The following is a 15773-nucleotide window of genomic DNA, read 5'->3' on the forward strand; positions in this document are numbered from 1 at the left end:
TCCACGGCCACGCCTGCCCATCGCCCTCGGACCCTTCCCAACATGTAGCACTCCTGCTACATTCCTACTCATCCCTACGACGGGAGGTGGGACATGCGCAGCGACGACTCCGCGGTCATCGACGTGACTGACGTGCGCATGCGGTACGGGACCACGGACGTCCTCGACGGCGTGACCTTCCATGTCGACCGGGGTGAGGTGGTCGTGCTGCTCGGGCCCAACGGGGCGGGCAAGACGACGACGATCGAGATCCTCGAGGGCTTCCGGCTCCCCTCCGGGGGCCGGGTCCGGGTGCTCGGGCAGGACCCCGCCCGGGGCGGCGAGCCCTGGCGCGCCGACGTCGGGGTGGTGCTCCAGTCCTGGCGCGACCACGGCCGGTGGACCGTGCGGGAGCTGGTCGAGCAGTTCGGCTCCTACTACCGGCCCTACTCCACCCCCGAGCGTCCGCGGCCCTACCCGACGGCGGAGCTCCTCGAGCGGGTCGGGCTCGCCGAGCGGGCGGACCAGCAGGTCAAGAAGCTCTCCGGTGGCCAGCGTCGCCGGCTGGACGTCGCGATCGGGATCGTCGGGCGGCCCCGGCTCCTCTTCCTCGACGAGCCGACGGCGGGGTTCGACCCCGTGGCCCGCCGCGACTTCCACGACCTCATCCACCGGCTCAGCGACCTGGAGGACACGACGATCCTCCTCACCACCCACGACCTCGGCGAGGCCGAGAAGCTCGCCGACCGCATCCTCATCCTCGACGGCGGACGGATCGTCGCCGACGGCAGCGCCGAGCAGCTGGCCCGGCAGGTCGCCGGACGCACCGAGGTGCGCTGGTCCGCGGACGGGGAGCGGCACGTCCACGCGACGTCCGACGGCACCGCCTTCGTCCGCGACCTCCTCGCCCGGCTCGGGGAGGAGGTCAGCGACCTCGAGGTGCGCCGCAGCACCCTGGAGGACACCTACCTGGCGATGGTCGCGCGCAGCGACGCGCCGCAGGGCCACGGGGCCGCCGTCCCCGGCCTGACCCTCGTCTCCGGGGAGGAGTCCCGATGAGTCCCACGACCAGCGCCGTCCGCGCCGGAGCACGCCGCGGGTGGATCGAGTTCCGCAACGCGATGCGCGCCCCCGAGGACCTCACGTACTACGTCCTGGGGACGGTCGTCTTCCTCGTCGTCATGTGGTTCAACCGCGCCAACGAGGTCGAGGGCGCGGGCATCTCGCTCGCGCTCCTCATCCTGCCCGGCGTCCTCGCCTTCACGACGATGTTCTCCGCCTCCTACGGCCTGGCGACGCTCGTGGCCGCGGAGCGTGAGGACGGCACGCTGCTGCGCGCCAAGTCCGTCCCCCACGGGATGCGCGGCTACGTCACCGGGCAGAGCGTCCGCTCCAGCCTCGAGGTCGCCTTCAACGTCGTCGTCCTCACCGTCCCGGCGACCCTCATCGTCCCGCGCCTGTGGTCCGCCACCGGCCCCGCCGACGTCCTTCTCCTCGCCGCTGCGCTCGTGCTCGGCCTCGCCGCCTGCCTGCCGATCGGCTTCGCCGTCGGGTCGGTCTTCCGCAGCCCGCGGGCGGTCGGCGGCTGGGGGATGCTCGTCATGGGCGGGCTCGTCCTCGTCTCCGGGGTCTTCGTCCCCGCCGCCCAGCTCCCCGGCTGGGCGCAGGTCCTCGGCCAGCTCACCCCGATGTACTGGATGGGGCACCTCATGCGTCACGCGGTCCTGCCCGAGAGTGTCGTCGTCGTCGAGATCGGCGAGGAGTGGCGCACCGCGGAGGCCCTCGGCGTCCTCGGCCTGTGGGCGCTCGTCGGTGTCCTGCTCGCCCCCGTGCTCCTGCGCCGGATGGCGCGGCGCGAGTCGGGCTCCGTCGTCGCCGCCGGCCGGGAGAAGCAGCTGCAGCGTGTCTGAACCGAGGAGCCCGGAGGCCGTCCACAACCGCATCGCCACCCTGCGCGTCGACCGCGGCGTCACCCGCCGCGAGCTCGCGGACGCGCTCGGGGTCCACTACCAGACGGTCGGCTACCTCGAGCGCGGGGAGTACGCCCCGAGCCTGCACCTCGCCCTGCGGATCGCCGCGTACTTCGACGTCCCGCTCGAGTTCGTCTTCTCCCTCGAGCCCTTCCCGCGGATCGGCCCGGGCTGAGGTCAGCGGCGGCGGTAGGTGAGGATGCGGAAGCGCATGCCGTTCTCCGCGACGTGCCAGCCGCCGTCGTCGGGGTCCTGCTCGTCGACCTGCCACTCGGGGCCGATCGGCGGCGCGTAGGTGTCGCCCTCGACGGCGTGGTCGATCTCGGTGACGACGAGGAGGTCGGCGTGGTCGATGGCCGCCTCGTAGACCTGGGCACCGCCGCAGATCCACGCGTCCTCGCCGGCGACGAGCTCGAGCGCGGCCGTGAGGTTGTCGACGACCTCGGCGCCCGGCGCCTCGAAGTCGGGGTTGCGGGTGAGGACGACGTTGCGTCGCCCGGGCAGCGGGCGGATCTTCTCCGGCAGCGACTCCCACTGCCGGCGGCCCATGACGACGGCGTCGCCCGCGGTCGTGCTGCGGAAGTGGCGCAGGTCCTCGGGCAGGTGCCAGGGGAGGTCGTTGTCGCGGCCGATGACGCGCTCGTGGGCCTGTGCCCAGATCATCCCGAGGGTCATACCGCCACCGGCGCCTTGATCGCGGGGTGGTGCTCGTAGCCGTGGACGACGACGTCCTCGTAGGTGTAGTCGAAGAGCGAGGGCGCCTTCCGCAGCTCGAGGCGGGGGAGCGGGTAGGGCTCACGGGAGAGCTGCTCGCGGACCTGGTCGACGTGGTTGTCGTAGACGTGGCAGTCCCCGCCCGTCCACACGAAGTCGCCGACCTCCAGGCCCACCTGCTGGGCCACCATGTGGGTGAGCAGGGCGTAGGAGGCGATGTTGAAGGGGACGCCGAGGAAGAGGTCCGCCGAGCGCTGGTAGAGCTGGAGCGAGAGGCGCCCGTCGGCCACGTAGAACTGGAAGAACGCGTGGCAGGGGGCCAGGGCCATCGCGTCGAGGTCGGCGACGTTCCACGCCGAGACGATCATCCGGCGCGAGTCGGGGTTGCTCCGCAGCGTCTCGAGCACCCCGGAGAGCTGGTCGATGTGCCCGCCGTCCGGGGTGGGCCACGAGCGCCACTGGTAGCCGTAGACCGGGCCGAGCTCGCCGTCCTCGGCGGCCCACTCGTCCCAGATGTGCACGCCCCTCTCCTGGAGGGGGCGGGCGTTGTGCTCACCGCGCAGGAACCACAGCAGCTCCTCGACCACGCCGCGGAGGAAGACCCGCTTGGTCGTGACGAGCGGGAAGCCCGCCTGCAGGTCGAAGCGCATCTGGTGGCCGAACACGCTGCGCGTGCCGGTCCCGGTGCGGTCGGACTTCGGCGTCCCGTGCTCGAGCACGTGCCGCAGGAGGTCCTCGTAGGGCGTCGGGACGAGCGGTGTGGTCACCGCGCCATGGTAAGCCGAAGGCCGCCGTCCGGTCCGGACGGCGGCCTCCGTGCGCCACGTCAGACGGTGGCGGGCTCCTTCTCGCTCTGCTCGATGGTGCGCGGGGTGTGCGCGACCTGGATCTTGCGCGGCTTGGCCTCCTCGGCCACCGGGATCGTCAGGGTGAGCACACCGTCGGCGTAGTCGGCGTCGATGCGGTCGACCGCGAGCCCGGTGCCCAGCGCCAGCTGGCGGGCGAACGTCCCGGTGGGACGCTCGTGGGACAGCCACTGGACGCCCTCGCCGTCGATGCTCGTGCGCTCGGCCCGGACGGTGAGCGTGCGGTCCTCGACGTCGATGTCGATCGTCGCGGGGTCGACACCCGGCAGGTCGATCTGGGCGACGAAGGTCTCACCGCGCCGGTAGAGGTCCAGGGGCATCGCCGTGGCCGCGGGGGCCTGGCGCAGCACCGTGTTGAACACGCGGTCCATCTCCCGGAACGGGTCGGTGAAGTGAGCCATCAGGGGTACCTCCTTCTCGGTCAGGCGCCCGATCCGACCGGGCGCCGCTGACTCAAATTCTGGCACTCGACGGGGGAGAGTGCCAGCGCCGTTCACCGTCGGCGAAAGAGTTGAGTGTCGTCGGCTCAACCTAGGGCGTGACCTGCGGCGATGCTGTGGTGGAGGGTACTGGGCCGAAGGCCTCGCGCGCCCCGGTGACCACCTGGGCGGCGAGTCGGCGGCCGACGAACCAGCCCACGACGGCGCCGACCCCGAAGGGTGCCAGCCGCCCGAGCACCATGGCCCCGCTCTTGGCCGCGGCCGCACGCACGAGCCGGCGGGAGAGCCCCTTGTTGACGGCGCGGACGGTGCCGAGGGGCAGCCTGGTGAGCAGCCCGCGGCCCCAGTAGAGGGTGCTGACGCCGAGCTCGCCGCGCAGGGCGCGCGCGCCGTCCTCGCCGAGGAGTGACACGAGCAGCAGGGTGCGCCGGCGGGCGACGTCCTCGACGTCCACGCCGTGCACGTGGGCCACCGCGCCGACGAAGGTCGTGCTCGCGCGCAGGTAGCTGCCGAGGTTGGCGGTGGTGAGGAGCGCGGCCACGCCCGTGCCCACGCCGGGCACGGCCGCGGTGAGCCCGACGGCGGCGCTGAGCACACTCACCCGGCGGCGGTAGCGCCGCTCGAGGAGGGCGACGACGTCGGCCGGTGAGGCGTCGGGGTTGGCGGCGGCGACCTTCTCGGCTAGTGCCCGGGACCGGCCCGCCCCGCTGGCCAGAGCCTTCTCGATGCGTCGTTCGAGGGTGTTGGCGGCCGGCTCGACCTCGCCGATGCCCTCCGGGGCGGGGCGACGGCGGCTCATGACTGTCCCCGAAGCGGCTCGTGGGTGATGGCGACGTCGTAGGCGGCGCCGGCCTTGAGGGTGCGCCCCACGGTGCACTGGCGCCCGGAGGTGCGCTCGACCCGCTCGGCGAGCTTGTCCCGCTTCTCCTCGTCGAGCTCGGCGAGGTCGAGGAGGAGCTCGACGTCGAGGTGCCCGTAGCGGTTCTCGTCCTCCACCCCGGTGGACGAGACGCCGACGACGGCGGGGAAGTCGTCACCGAGCCGGCTGCGCAGGACGTGGTCGGTGGACAGCGCGGTGCACGCCGCGAGGGCGATCTTGAGCAGCTCACCGGGGGAGAACACCCCCTCGGCGTCGCCGCGGCCGATCCGCACCTGCGCCCCGCGGCCGTTGTAGGCGATGTACTCGGGCGCGCCCTGGCGCTCGGCCCACAGGGCGCGTGCGGGCGAGATGGTCTCCTCGGGGGTGTGGGTGGGCTCGTCCGGCGTCGTCGTGTCGGTCATGTCCCGATCGTGGCACGGCCCGCCGCGCGCCGACACTGGCGGCGGGACGGCCCTAGTGTGCCGAATGTCGGATTCTCCGGGAGCCCCCCGTGTGCCGACAGTCGGATTCTCCGGGAGCCCCCCGTGTGCCGAGAGCCGGATTCTCCGGGAGCCCCCCGTGTGCCGAGAGCCGGATTCTCCCGGAGCCCCCGTGCGCCGACAGCCGGATTCCTCCGGGGTGGAGCGCGCTGCGCGGCCGAGAAATCCAGCTGTCGGCGGTGGGGCTCGCGGGGGAGGGACGCCGCTCAGTCCACCGCGGGGTGCGGGCGGCGGCCGGGGAGCAGGGCGCCGAGCTGGGCGCGTCCCCCCGCGGGCAGCAGGGTCGCGAGCAGACGACGACGGCGGGTCACCCGTGCCCGCTGCCACTCCACCACCTGCCGCACGTCCTCACGCATCGTCCCGAGCTCGGGGGTCTGCGCCGCGTACCGGGCGGACTCGAGCCGGTCGGTCGCCCGGTTCAGGGCTTCCCTCGTCGGGGCGTCGGGCGCGATCTCGCGCGCGTAGTGGTCGCGCAGCGCCCGCGGTGTCGCCGCGGCCGGCGGGGCCACACCGAGGTCGGCGAGGCCGTCGACGAGCACGGTCCACTCGCCCTCGACCTGCTCGACGGGGCTGCGCCCGCGGCGGGACCGCCAGCGGTGCCAGCGGCCGGCGAGGGGGACGACCGACGCGAGGGCGAGGACGGCGGCCAGGCCAAGCGCCGTCCACCCGATCACCTCGGCGTGGCGCTCGAACCAGCCCTCCTCGCCGCTGCCGCCCGCCCCGCCGGCGCTGTCGGGGACCGCGGGGGCGACGGTCGGCTCCTCGGTCGAGGGCACCTCCTGCGGGGTGGGGACCGCCTGCTGCTGGCCCTCGGTGGCGAAAGTGGGTGCGGTCCCGCTGCGCTGGCCCGGCGTGGGCTCGAAGCGCGTCCACCCGAGACCGGTGATGAAGAGCTCGGGCCAGGCGTGCGCGTCGCTCGCCACGACGGTGCGGGTGCCGTCCAGGCCGCGCGAGCCGGGCAGGAACCCGATGGCGAGGCGGGCAGGGATGTCCTGGGCGCGCGCGAGCATGACCATCGCGGTGGCGAACTGCGTGCAGTAGCCCTGCTTGGTCGCCAGGAAGTGGGAGATCGGGTCGAGCGGCTCACCGTCCGGCCCCTCGACGGGGTCGGCGAGGGTGAGGGAGTAGGTGAACTCCGGGCTGCGCAGGTAGCGCTGGAGCTCCAGGGCGATGTCGATCTGGTTGGTCCGGTCCCCGGCGAGCTCGGCCGCGAGGTCCTCCACGACCTGCCGGGACGCGGGGTCGACGGTGAGGGCCTGGGGTTCCGGGACGGGGGGCTCCAGCCGGATGCGTCCGTCAGGGTCCTCGGCCTCGATGCTGCCGTCGGTGCGGAACCAGTGGGTCTGACCGTCGGAGTAGGTGATCGCGACGGTGCTTCCGTCGGGAGCGCTGAGGAAGGTGGTCCCGTCGTCGGCGGTCTCCGTGGTGAGCTCGTCGGCTGCGTACCGCTCCGCCGCGCGGACGGGGGGCGCCCCGATCTCCTCCGGGAGCGTGGTGAGCGGGGCCATCTCGAGGTAGTCCACCGCGTAGGTGCCCGGCGCCGCCCCGACCGTCAGGCTGTCGCCGATGGGGGTCCACAGCCACTCGACACCGCCGAGGTCGACGGCGGTCGGGGGGTAGGGCACGGCGAGCTGGGGGGCCCGCAGCCCGTTCTGCGTGACGGTCATCGTGCGGGGCGTGGCCTCGAGCCCGGGTGCCGCCAGCGAGTAGCCGGCGATCGTGAAGATCTCGGGGACCTGGTACTGGGAGGTCGTCGCGGGGCCGAACGGGGTCCACCGGCCGTCGTCGTACAGAGTCGTCGACGTCACCCGCAGCGGCGGCGGGGAGCTGTCGTCGGTCCGGTAGCGGATGACGGGGGCGTTGGACCGGTCGGCGAGGTCCTGGGTGAGGTCGAGGGTGTCGGTGAAGCTCACCGTGCCGGGCGCGCCCTCGCCCGAGCGGCCGTCGACGAGGACGGTGGGCGGCAGGTGCGGCAGCACGCCGGGCAGGACGACGGCGAGGAGGAGGGCCGACACGCCCATGACCCGCGCCGTCACGCCCAGCCGGTGGTGGTTGCCGCGGGCGGCAGCGACGCGGTCGACGCTCACCGCGGCGTCGGGCCGGTCCTCCCACTCCTCGAGCCGGGCGCGGCCCTGCTGGGAGAGGAGCACGAGCCAGGCGGCCGCCCCGATGAGGAAGTAGCGCGGGTCGAGCGCCTGGCCCGAGCCGGAGGCCGCGCCCGCGGAGACGAGGAGGAGCGGGACACCGGCGATCGCGCCCGCCCGGAACGTCACCCCGAGCGCCTCCACCACGAGCGCGAGAGCGGCGATCGAGCCGAGGACGACGAAGGTGAGCCCGGGCGTCGCGGGGGCGGGGACGGAGTAGGTCTGGATGGTGAGGACGCCCTCGCGCACGAGAGCACTCATCGCGACGAGCGTGGACTCGTCGGGCGGCCGGTGCTGGTGCGCCCAGCCCGCCAGCCCGCCGAGGAGGGCCAGCACCTGGGCGAGAATGACGAGCCAGGCCGGCACCCGCGCCATGCGCACGAGTGAGCCGACGGCGACGACGAGCAGCAGCACCCCGAACAGCGGCCCGATCCACGGGCGGGTCGAGACGAGTTCGCCCAGCGGCCAGGACACGGCGACGAGCGCCGTCACGGCGAGCGCGGACTCCACCCACCGGCCGCGGAGCAGCGCGGTGACCCAGGGGTCGTTCACCGCAGGCCTGCCAGGTCGGCCCGCCGCCCCGCGGCGGGCGGGACGGCGGCGGCCCACACGTCGGCGACGGCGTCGCCGTCACGGACGGTGCGGGTGCGCCAGCCGGCCGCGGTGAAGATCGGCACGAGCTCGCCGTCACCGGGGACGGACCAGCCACGCACCTCGGGGTCGTCGGCGAAGGACGTGGTGTCGAGCACGAGCGCGACCCCGAGGCTGCCGGGGGAGCGGACGGCCGGGACGGCGAGCACGGCCTCGGGGTCGTGGTCGGCGACGACCGCGACGACGACGGCGCCGTCCGCCGTCAGCGCGTGCGCGTCACGGACGTACGGGGTGAGGGCGTCGGCGGTCGGCTCGACGAGCGCGAGGGCGCGCAGGACGGCGAGGAGCTCGGTGCGGCCCGGCTCCCCGGCACCCACGACGTGCACCGCGTAGCCGTCCTCACCGAGGTGGACGGCCAGGGAGGCGACGGCGCGCACCGCCCACTCGAAGGCCTCGTGGGCCTCACCGTAGGCACCGGCCCGGGCGTCGAGGAGCAGGACGGCGCGGCGGCGGGCGGGGCGGTCCTCCTGGCGGACCATGAGCTCACCGCGGTGGGCGGTCGTGGGCCAGTGGACGCGGCGCAGGTCGTCACCGTCGCGGTAGGCGCGGATGCTCACGTCGTCCTCGCCGTGGAGCGCGACCATGTGGGGGACCTGACCCTCGCGGCCCAGGCCGCCGCCGTGGACCCGGTTCGGTCCCAGCGGCTCGATACGGGGCAGCACGAGGAGCTGGCCCTCCCCGGGGAGCCGGACGCTCGCCGTCGTCATCCCGAAGGGGTCGCGCCGCTCGAGGCGCAGCGGCCCGAGCCGGTGCGCGCCGCGGGAGGGGGAGGAGACGTGGTAGCGGACGGTGTGGCGCTCGCCGGGGTCCATGCGCGGCAGCAGGAAGTGCGGGCCGGTGCCGAGCAGCGGGTCCAGCTGCTCCTCGGCCACCTGGATCGGGCTGAGGCGGGTGCCGCCCCCGCGCAGGACGAGCTCGACCTGCGCCGGCTGGTCGGGGGCCACGAGCGCCGGCGAGACGAGCCGCTGGAGGTCCACGGGCGGCGCGGGACGCCACCCGGCGACGACGGCGAGCACCGGCAGCCCGGTGACGAGGACGCCGGCCCGGGTGATGTCCGGGTAGCCGAGCAGCGTCCCGAGCGCGACGACGACGACCCCCAGCGCGAGGAAGACCTGCCCCCGGCCGGTGAGACGCGGGCGTCGGCTCATCGCGCCCCCACGGGGACGGGCACCTCGCCGAGGAGACCGGCGACGACCTGCTCGGGCGTCTCGCGGGCGAGCTGGGCGTCGTTGCTGAGGATGACGCGGTGGGCGAGGACGGGGACGGCGAGCACCTGGACGTCGTCGGGCAGGACGTGGGTGCGCCCGTCGAGGGCGGCGTGGGCGCGGGCGGCGCGCACGAGGTGGAGGGCCGCGCGCGGGGAGATGCCGAGCCGCAGGCGCGGGTGGCGCCGGGACGCGGTGGCGAGGTCGACGACGTACTGGAGGACGGCGGGGCTCGCGTACAGCGTGCGGACCACGGCGACGAGCCGCGCGACGGTGAGGGCGTCGGTCACCGGCTGCAGGGCGGCGAGGGGGTCGGTGCGCGAGTGCGCGCCGATCATGTCGAGCTCGGCGGCGGGGTCGGGGTAGCCCATCTCGATGCGTGCCATGAAGCGGTCGCGCTGCGCCTCGGGCAGCGGGTAGGTGCCCTCCATCTCGATGGGGTTCTGCGTCGCCATCACCATGAACGGCTCCTCGAGCCGGTAGGTCGTGGCGTCGACCGTCACCTGTCCCTCGGCCATCGCCTCGAGCAGCGCCGACTGCGTCTTGGGCGAGGCGCGGTTGATCTCGTCGCCGACGACGACGTTGGCGAACACCGCCCCGGGCCGGAACTCGAAGGTCCGGGCGTCCTGGTTGAAGACGCTGACGCCGGTGACGTCGCTGGGCAGCAGGTCCGGGGTGAACTGGATGCGCTGGACGCTGCAGTCGATGCTCCGTCCCAGCGCCTTGGCGAGCATGGTCTTGCCGACGCCGGGCACGTCCTCCACGAGGAGGTGGCCCTGGGCGAGCAGGACGGTGACCACCGTCCGGACGACGTCGTCCTTGCCGGCGATGACGCTCGACATGGCGGCCTCGACCCGGTGGGCGACCTCCTGGAGCTCCTCGAGTTCGTTCACCACTCGATCCTCCCCCATGGGCCGCGGCCCGGGGAGTGGATCGGGTGGCTCACCTGCCGGCGAGGAAGTCCAGCCCGATGGAGCGCTCGACGGCGAGGACCTGGTCCACGGCACCGGCGGCGGCCTTCTCGATGGGCTTGCCGAAGAACGGGACGGAGGCGGTGATGTCCCCCGAGAAGGACTGCACCGTCCCGCCGTCGGGGCCGGGCTGCAGGGACATGCGCCCGATGACGCGGACGGGGGCGCCGGCGATGTCGAGGGACAGGGTGCCGACGCGGGAGCGGTCCGGGTGCGGGGCCTCCCAGGCCTCGACGAGCCGCACGTCCAGGCTCTGGCCCACGAGCGAGCGGAAGGAGGAGGGGACCTGGTCGGTGGGCATCTGCCGGCGGGTGGTGACGGTGAAGGCCTCACCCTCCCAGATGACCTCCTGGGTGGAGTCGAGCGCACCGGAGGCGGCGATCTTGCGCCGGACGAACTCCTCGTCGGCGAGCATCGCGGCCACCGTGTCCATGTCGGCGGGGTAGTCGATCGTCGCGTCGAACCGCACGTTGCTCCTTCAGTCGCCGGGGGTCCCAGCGTAACCGGGACCGGCGGCGGCGCACGGGCGGGCTATACGCTGACGGGGTGTCGACGCTCAGCGAACTCATCCAGGACCGCTCACGGCTCGACCCGCACAGCATCGAGCGGCTGCACCAGCTCGTCGGTGACTGGCAGGTCGTCTCCGACCTCTCCTTCGCCGACCTCCTCCTGTGCATCCCGCTGGGGGAGGAGGACTTCCTCATCGTCGCCCACTGCCGCCCCTCGACCGGTGCGACGGTCTACTACGAGGACGTCGTGGGCCGGCTCATCCCCGCCGGTCGCCGCCGCCTGCTGCGGCAGGCGATGGAGCGCCAGGTGCCGGTGCGCGCCACCGAGCCCCGCTGGATCGGCTCCCACGCGGTCCGCGAGGACGCCGTGCCCGTCGTCCACGAGGGCCGGACCATCGCCGTCATCTCCCGGCAGGCCAACCTCGGCATCACCCGCACGTCCAGCCGCCTGGAGCTCAACTACGTCGAGGCGGCCGACGCGATCTGCGCGATGGTCGCGCGCGGGGAGTTCCCCCAGCCCGGCTCGCCCACCGGCTCACGGCGCGGGGCACCGCGCGTGGGCGACGGCCTGTTCCGGCTCGGCCTGGACGGCGAGGTCCTCTACGCGAGCCCCAACGCCCTCTCGTGCTTCCACCGTCTCGGGGTCATCGGCGACCTCACCGGCAAGCTCCTCGTCGAGGCCGTCACCGACGTCCTGGACGGCGCGAGCCCGGTGGACGAGTCGCTGCCCGTCGTCATGACCGGCAAGGCGGCGTGGCGCTCGGAGATCGACGCGCACGGCGTCGTCGTCTCCTTCCGCGCCATCCCGATCACGGAGAACGGGCAGCGTCGCGGGGCGGTGCTCCTGTGCCGCGACGTCACCGAGGTGCGCCGCCAGGAGCTGGAGCTGCTCACCAAGGACGCGACCATCCGGGAGATCCACCACCGGGTGAAGAACAACCTCCAGACGGTGGCCGCGGTGCTGCGTCTCCAGTCGCGCCGCTCGAGCAGCGCGGAGGTGCGCGACGCGCTCGGCGAGGCGATCCGGCGGGTGTCGACCATCGCACTCGTCCACGACATGCTGTCCCAGATCATCGACGAGATCGTCGACTTCGACGCCCTCTTCGTGCGGGTGCTGCGCCTGTCCGCGGACGTCGCCGCGGGGGAGGGCCACGTGCGCACCGAGGTCAGCGGCAGCTTCGGTCAGGTCCCGGCCGACGACGCGACGGCGCTCGCCGTCGTCCTCACCGAGCTCGTCACCAACGCCGTCCAGCACGGCCTGGGCCCCACCGGCGGCACCGTCGTCGTCACCGCCCAGCGCGAGGGGGAGCAGCTGGACGTCACGGTGCGCGACGACGGCGCGGGCCTCGCCGAGGGCAGCGTCCTCAGCGGCCTGGGCACCCAGATCGTCTCGACGCTCGTGCGCGGCGAGCTCGGCGGCACCATCGACTGGCGCCCGGCTCCCGGCGGCGGCACGGAGGTCGTGGTGCGGGCGCACATCGCCGACGCCCGCTAGTCGGCGGCGCGCTCCTCGCGGCGCTGCCGGCGCGCCCGGTTGCGGCTGCCGGTGCGGCTCCACACGAACCAGCCGACGGCGCCGACGACCCCGGCGATGACGACCCACTGGAGGATGCCGGTGTACCGCTCGACGACGTGCCAGTTCTCGCCGAGCAGGTAGCCGGCCCCGACGAGCACGGTGTTCCAGATGGCCGAGCCCGCCGTCGTCAGCCCGAGGAACACGGGCAGCGGCATGCGCTCGATGCCCGCGGGGATCGAGATGAGGCTGCGGAAGATCGGCAGCATGCGACCGAAGAAGACGGCCTTGGTGCCGTGGCGGTCGAACCAGCGCTCGGTGTCCTCGATGTCCCCCGCGTCCACGAGCGGCAGCCGCTCGGCGATCGCCTTGAGCCGGCGGATGCCGAGGGCGGCACCGAGACCGTACAGGGTGAGCGCCCCGACGACGGAGCCGAGGATCGTCCAGAGGATGACGCCGACGAGCGAGAGCTCACCCTGGCTGGAGGTGAAGCCCGCGAGCGGGAGGATGACCTCGCTGGGGATCGGCGGGAAGAGGTTCTCCAGCGCGATGGCGAGCGCGGCCCCCGGTCCGCCCAGGGTCTCCATGAGGTTGACGGCGAAGTCGGTGACCCCGGCGAAGAGGCCGCCGTCCTCGGACACGGAGGAGGCCCCCGGTGCCGCGAAGGGCGCCGGGGGCCTGCTCAGCAGTGCGGTAAGACTCAAGAGGCCCGGCGGGCGCGGGCGGTACGGCGCTTGAGCGCGCGGCGCTCGTCCTCCGACAGGCCTCCCCAGACGCCGGCGTCCTGACCGTTCTCCAGCGCCCACTTGAGGCACGTGTCCACGACGGGGCAGCGGCGGCAGACGGCCTTGGCCTCCTCGATCTGGAGGAGGGCCGGCCCGGTGTTGCCGATGGGGAAGAAGAGCTCGGGGTCCTCGTTGAGGCAGGCAGCGGTGTGGCGCCAGTCCATGGCAACTCCTTCTTGGGCGCAGCGGTAGGCCGTGATCGTTGAGGGGGGAAGTCCAACGCGGCCGGTGACTGCCTCCAACCTTCACACGGCCCGGTCCCGCCCGACAAGGGGGTCGGGACGGTGAACTGCAGGTGAAGCCGAGTGGTGTTCGTCACACGGGCGGCGTCGGTCACACCCGCGTGCCACGTAGGCTGGGCCGGTGACCACCGACCGTCCCGCGCGACCGCCGATGCCTCTCGTCCTGGCCCTCCTCCTCGTCCTCGTCGAGGTCGGAGCGCTGGTCGCCCTGGCCGTGGGGATGCTCGTCGAGGTGCTCAGCGGGCGCACCACGGGCGGCCCCGTCACGGCCGTGCTGGCGCTCATGTTCCTCGGGATCTGCGCGCTCCTCGTCGTGGCGGCGCGGGCCCTCCTCCAGCGCCGGCGCTGGGGCCGCGGGCCCCTCGTCACCTGGCAGCTGCTCGTGCTCGCCACGGGCCTCTCCCAGTCGGGGGTCATCCCGGGGTGGATCGTCGCCCTCCTCGTCGTCCTGCCCGTCGCGGTCACGGTCGGGCTCCTCGTCCCGCCGTCCGTCGCCTGGGCCAACCGGACCGCCCCGCCCCGCGCCGTCGTCTAGGCGCCCGTCCCCCTCCTTGGCGCCGAGCGCTGAGTTGTTCCGCCCCACTTGGTGCCGAGCGCTGAGTTGTTCCGCTCCACTTGGTGCCGAGCGCTGAGTTGTTCCGGCGGAACAACTCAGCGCTCGGCGCAGGGGGGGGGAGGTCAGGGGCGGGTGGGACGTCCGGGGAGGACGAGCACGGCGTCGCCCACGGGGCGCTCGCCCGCGGCGTCGGACGGGACGGTGAGCAGCCGGCCCTCGGCGACCATCGCTGTCGAGCCCCCACCGTCGAGGTTGAGGGCCTCCCGCAGGCCGAGCCCGACGGCGACGTCCGCCGCCTCGGGGATCGACAGCCCGAGCGCGTCGGTGCTGCGCCCGTCCGCGGTGACGAGGACGAGCCGGCCGCGGTCGTCCACGCCGGCGAGGGTGCGCGGGTTCCGCTTGTGGGCCCAGCCGTAGTAAAAGCTCGGGTTGTCCGGGTGCACCATGCCGTCGGTGGCGGCGGTGACGTGCCGCTCGCCGTCGCGGACGAGCTCGGGCCCACCGTTGACGACGGCGGGGTAGCGGCTGGGGTGCACGGTGCGCCCGTCCTCGCCGGTGAGCGCGGTCCGCACGTCGAGGCGGCCGCCCTCCTCGGCGAGCGAGCGCAGGACGGGGGCGAGGTCGCCGGTGGCCTGGACGGTGCTGCCGCCGTCAGGGACCGGGCCGCCCCGCTCGTCGCGCAGCTCGGTGACGCGACCGTGGCGGTCGAGGACCGCCTCGACACCCTCGCCGGCGGGGGTCCGCTCCGCGAAGGTCTCCGTGAAGACGACGAGCTCGTCGGGGTCGGTGCACGTGACGTCGTGCAGCGGCAGGGTGGTGGGCAGGTCGTCGAGGCCGCCGCAGTTGCGGACGAGGCCGGGCACCCGGTTGAGGCCGTCGAGGGGCAGCCGGGTGCCGCCGGCGCGGAGCTCGCCCTCCCAGCCGAGGCGCTCGACCTCGGTGCGCCGCGCGTCCGGCCGGAGCAGGAGCGCGGGGCGCTCGCCCACCGGCTCGCTGAGGAGCTCCCCGTCGACGACGGACACCCCGGCCGGGTCGCCGGGTGCGCCGGCCTGCGGGTCGAGGACGAAGAAGCCGCCGTTGACGGCGGCGAGCGCCCCGGACAGGGCCGCGAGCTCGGAGGTCGTCTCCCGCTGCTCGACGTCGGGGCCGAGGGAGGCGGCGACCTCGCCGCGGAAGTGGCGGGGGTCCACGGTGAGGACGTCGAGGCGCCACGGGCCGCGGTCGTCGTCGCTGTCGGCGTCCCAGGCGGTGGAGAGGGTGGAGCCGCGGTGGCCAGCGGCGACCACGTGCGCCCGGGCGGCGTCGGCAGCGGCACGGTCGGCGAAGGAGCCCACGCGCACCCGCCAGCCGAGGCTGCCACCGGCGAAGTCGGCGACCGGCTCCGTGCGGACCTCCTCGACCCGGGCGTCCAGGCCGGCGTCGCGCAGCTCGGCGGCCACCTCCTCGGCGCTCGCGCGGTCGCGCAGGGCGGTCGGTGGTGCGTCGGGGTCGGGTGAGCCGGAGCCGGCGGGCACGGAGACCTCGACCGTCCACGGGTAGCTGGCCGTGGTCTCCCCGCGCACGATGCGGGTGAGGGTGACGCCGGGGGCGAGCTGCTCGGTCTCGCGCACCTCGGGCAGGTCCTCGGCACCGAGGGGGAGCGAGCGGCCGGGGTCGGTCGCGCGGGGCGGCTGCGCCAGGGCGACGAGGGGCAGGGTGAGGACGGCCGCGGTCGTCGCGGCGAGGACGGCGGCGCCTCGGCGCGCACGGTGCTGGGACATGAGAGCCTCCCGATCGGTGCCGCGGGGCGGCGGGGCGAGCTGGGCACCGCCAGTCTCACCGCGCCGCCCCCGGCGCGCGAGTGGGCCCCGTCACGTCCGGGGACGTGAC

Annotated in this window: 17 protein-coding genes; 5 read left to right on the top strand and 12 right to left on the bottom strand. The window is 74.3% G+C overall.

What is annotated here, in order from left to right; translation table 11 throughout:
* Positions 1–93 precede the first annotated feature (93 nt).
* Genes H9624_RS12875 through H9624_RS12885 form a run of 3 tightly spaced genes read left to right on the top strand, consistent with a single transcriptional unit; the run spans position 94 to position 2124 of the window.
* Complete coding sequence (locus H9624_RS12875) at positions 94–1038, top strand: ABC transporter ATP-binding protein (protein ID WP_251840291.1); 945 nt, start codon at positions 94–96, stop codon at positions 1036–1038.
* A complete protein-coding gene (locus H9624_RS12880) occupies positions 1035–1889 on the top strand; it encodes an ABC transporter permease (protein ID WP_251840292.1) in 855 nt (284 codons plus the stop codon). The genes H9624_RS12875 and H9624_RS12880 overlap by 4 nt, the downstream gene beginning before the upstream one ends.
* Positions 1882–2124 carry a helix-turn-helix transcriptional regulator gene (locus H9624_RS12885; protein ID WP_251840293.1) on the top strand — a complete coding sequence of 81 codons (243 nt, stop codon included), beginning with the start codon at positions 1882–1884 and terminating at the stop codon, positions 2122–2124. Before H9624_RS12880 ends, H9624_RS12885 begins: the two co-directional genes overlap by 8 nt.
* Before the next feature lie 2 nt (positions 2125–2126).
* On the opposite strand, the gene H9624_RS12890 is transcribed toward H9624_RS12885, so the two are convergent.
* The 9 genes from H9624_RS12890 to H9624_RS12930 all read right to left on the bottom strand — a co-directional run bounded on the left by H9624_RS12890 (position 2127) and on the right by H9624_RS12930 (position 10768).
* Complete coding sequence (locus tag H9624_RS12890; RefSeq protein WP_286011196.1) at positions 2127–2612, bottom strand: dihydrofolate reductase; 486 nt, start codon at positions 2610–2612, stop codon at positions 2127–2129.
* An 8-nt stretch (positions 2613–2620) separates the two neighbouring features.
* Positions 2621–3430 (bottom strand): thymidylate synthase, encoded by an 810-nt coding sequence (locus H9624_RS12895; RefSeq protein ID WP_251840295.1) that lies wholly within the window; start codon positions 3428–3430, stop codon positions 2621–2623.
* A 59-nt stretch (positions 3431–3489) separates the two neighbouring features.
* Positions 3490–3930, bottom strand: a complete 441-nt coding sequence (locus H9624_RS12900; protein ID WP_251840296.1) for an Hsp20/alpha crystallin family protein — start codon at positions 3928–3930, stop codon at positions 3490–3492.
* Between the two features lie 130 nt (positions 3931–4060).
* Positions 4061–4768 carry a hypothetical protein gene (locus H9624_RS12905; RefSeq protein ID WP_251840297.1) on the bottom strand — a complete coding sequence of 236 codons (708 nt, stop codon included), beginning with the start codon at positions 4766–4768 and terminating at the stop codon, positions 4061–4063.
* The gene (locus tag H9624_RS12910) at positions 4765–5250 is read right to left on the bottom strand and encodes an OsmC family protein (protein WP_251840298.1); all 486 of its coding nucleotides are present in this window, start codon (positions 5248–5250) and stop codon (positions 4765–4767) included. Before H9624_RS12910 ends, H9624_RS12905 begins: the two co-directional genes overlap by 4 nt.
* Before the next feature lie 284 nt (positions 5251–5534).
* Positions 5535–8024, bottom strand: a complete 2490-nt coding sequence (locus H9624_RS12915; RefSeq protein ID WP_251840299.1) for a transglutaminase TgpA family protein — start codon at positions 8022–8024, stop codon at positions 5535–5537.
* Positions 8021–9271: a DUF58 domain-containing protein gene (locus H9624_RS12920; protein ID WP_251840300.1), complete on the bottom strand. Its 1251-nt coding sequence runs from the start codon at positions 9269–9271 to the stop codon at positions 8021–8023. Before H9624_RS12920 ends, H9624_RS12915 begins: the two co-directional genes overlap by 4 nt.
* A complete protein-coding gene (locus H9624_RS12925) occupies positions 9268–10239 on the bottom strand; it encodes an AAA family ATPase (protein WP_251840301.1) in 972 nt (323 codons plus the stop codon). Before H9624_RS12925 ends, H9624_RS12920 begins: the two co-directional genes overlap by 4 nt.
* A gap of 31 nt (positions 10240–10270) precedes the next feature.
* A complete protein-coding gene (locus tag H9624_RS12930; RefSeq protein ID WP_251840302.1) occupies positions 10271–10768 on the bottom strand; it encodes a DUF2505 domain-containing protein in 498 nt (165 codons plus the stop codon).
* 77 nt (positions 10769–10845) lie between these two features.
* Here H9624_RS12930 and H9624_RS12935 point away from each other — a divergent pair, with 77 nt between their 5' ends.
* The gene (locus H9624_RS12935) at positions 10846–12303 is read left to right on the top strand and encodes a sensor histidine kinase (protein WP_251840303.1); all 1458 of its coding nucleotides are present in this window, start codon (positions 10846–10848) and stop codon (positions 12301–12303) included.
* Here the strand turns inward: H9624_RS12935 and H9624_RS12940 are convergent.
* Together H9624_RS12940 and H9624_RS12945 are read right to left on the bottom strand one after the other, a co-directional pair.
* Positions 12300–12908 (bottom strand): DedA family protein, encoded by a 609-nt coding sequence (locus tag H9624_RS12940; RefSeq protein ID WP_251840337.1) that lies wholly within the window; start codon positions 12906–12908, stop codon positions 12300–12302. The genes H9624_RS12935 and H9624_RS12940 overlap by 4 nt on opposite strands.
* Before the next feature lie 113 nt (positions 12909–13021).
* Entirely contained in the window at positions 13022–13270 is a 249-nt protein-coding gene (locus H9624_RS12945) for a WhiB family transcriptional regulator (protein WP_152192985.1), read from the bottom strand.
* A 199-nt stretch (positions 13271–13469) separates the two neighbouring features.
* Between H9624_RS12945 and H9624_RS12950 the strand changes: the two genes are divergently transcribed.
* On the top strand, positions 13470–13883 hold the full coding sequence (locus H9624_RS12950) for a hypothetical protein (protein ID WP_251840304.1): 414 nt from the start codon (positions 13470–13472) through the stop codon (positions 13881–13883).
* A 143-nt stretch (positions 13884–14026) separates the two neighbouring features.
* Here the strand turns inward: H9624_RS12950 and H9624_RS12955 are convergent, their stop codons facing one another.
* Entirely contained in the window at positions 14027–15664 is a 1638-nt protein-coding gene (locus H9624_RS12955; protein WP_251840305.1) for a phosphodiester glycosidase family protein, read from the bottom strand.
* Positions 15665–15773: the final 109 nt, after the last annotated feature.

It is taken from the genome of Oceanitalea stevensii (assembly GCF_014837105.1).
GTDB classification, from domain to species: Bacteria; Actinomycetota; Actinomycetes; order Actinomycetales; family Actinomycetaceae; genus Oceanitalea; species Oceanitalea stevensii.

Excerpts from the sequence above, each read along its gene's own strand:
- H9624_RS12955 (WP_251840305.1), bottom strand. The coding sequence starts at position 15,664 with ATGTCCCAGCACCGTGCGCGCCGAGGCGCCGCCGTCCTCGCCGCGACG.
- H9624_RS12890 (WP_286011196.1), bottom strand. The coding sequence starts at position 2,612 with ATGATCTGGGCACAGGCCCACGAGCGCGTCATCGGCCGCGACAACGAC.
- H9624_RS12925 (WP_251840301.1), bottom strand. The coding sequence starts at position 10,239 with ATGGGGGAGGATCGAGTGGTGAACGAACTCGAGGAGCTCCAGGAGGTC.
- H9624_RS12910 (WP_251840298.1), bottom strand. The coding sequence starts at position 5,250 with ATGACCGACACGACGACGCCGGACGAGCCCACCCACACCCCCGAGGAG.
- H9624_RS12880 (WP_251840292.1), top strand. The coding sequence starts at position 1,035 with ATGAGTCCCACGACCAGCGCCGTCCGCGCCGGAGCACGCCGCGGGTGG.
- H9624_RS12920 (WP_251840300.1), bottom strand. The coding sequence starts at position 9,271 with ATGAGCCGACGCCCGCGTCTCACCGGCCGGGGGCAGGTCTTCCTCGCG.
- H9624_RS12900 (WP_251840296.1), bottom strand. The coding sequence starts at position 3,930 with ATGGCTCACTTCACCGACCCGTTCCGGGAGATGGACCGCGTGTTCAAC.
- H9624_RS12940 (WP_251840337.1), bottom strand. The coding sequence starts at position 12,908 with ATGGAGACCCTGGGCGGACCGGGGGCCGCGCTCGCCATCGCGCTGGAG.
- H9624_RS12905 (WP_251840297.1), bottom strand. The coding sequence starts at position 4,768 with ATGAGCCGCCGTCGCCCCGCCCCGGAGGGCATCGGCGAGGTCGAGCCG.
- H9624_RS12945 (WP_152192985.1), bottom strand. The coding sequence starts at position 13,270 with ATGGACTGGCGCCACACCGCTGCCTGCCTCAACGAGGACCCCGAGCTC.
- H9624_RS12875 (WP_251840291.1), top strand. The coding sequence starts at position 94 with ATGCGCAGCGACGACTCCGCGGTCATCGACGTGACTGACGTGCGCATG.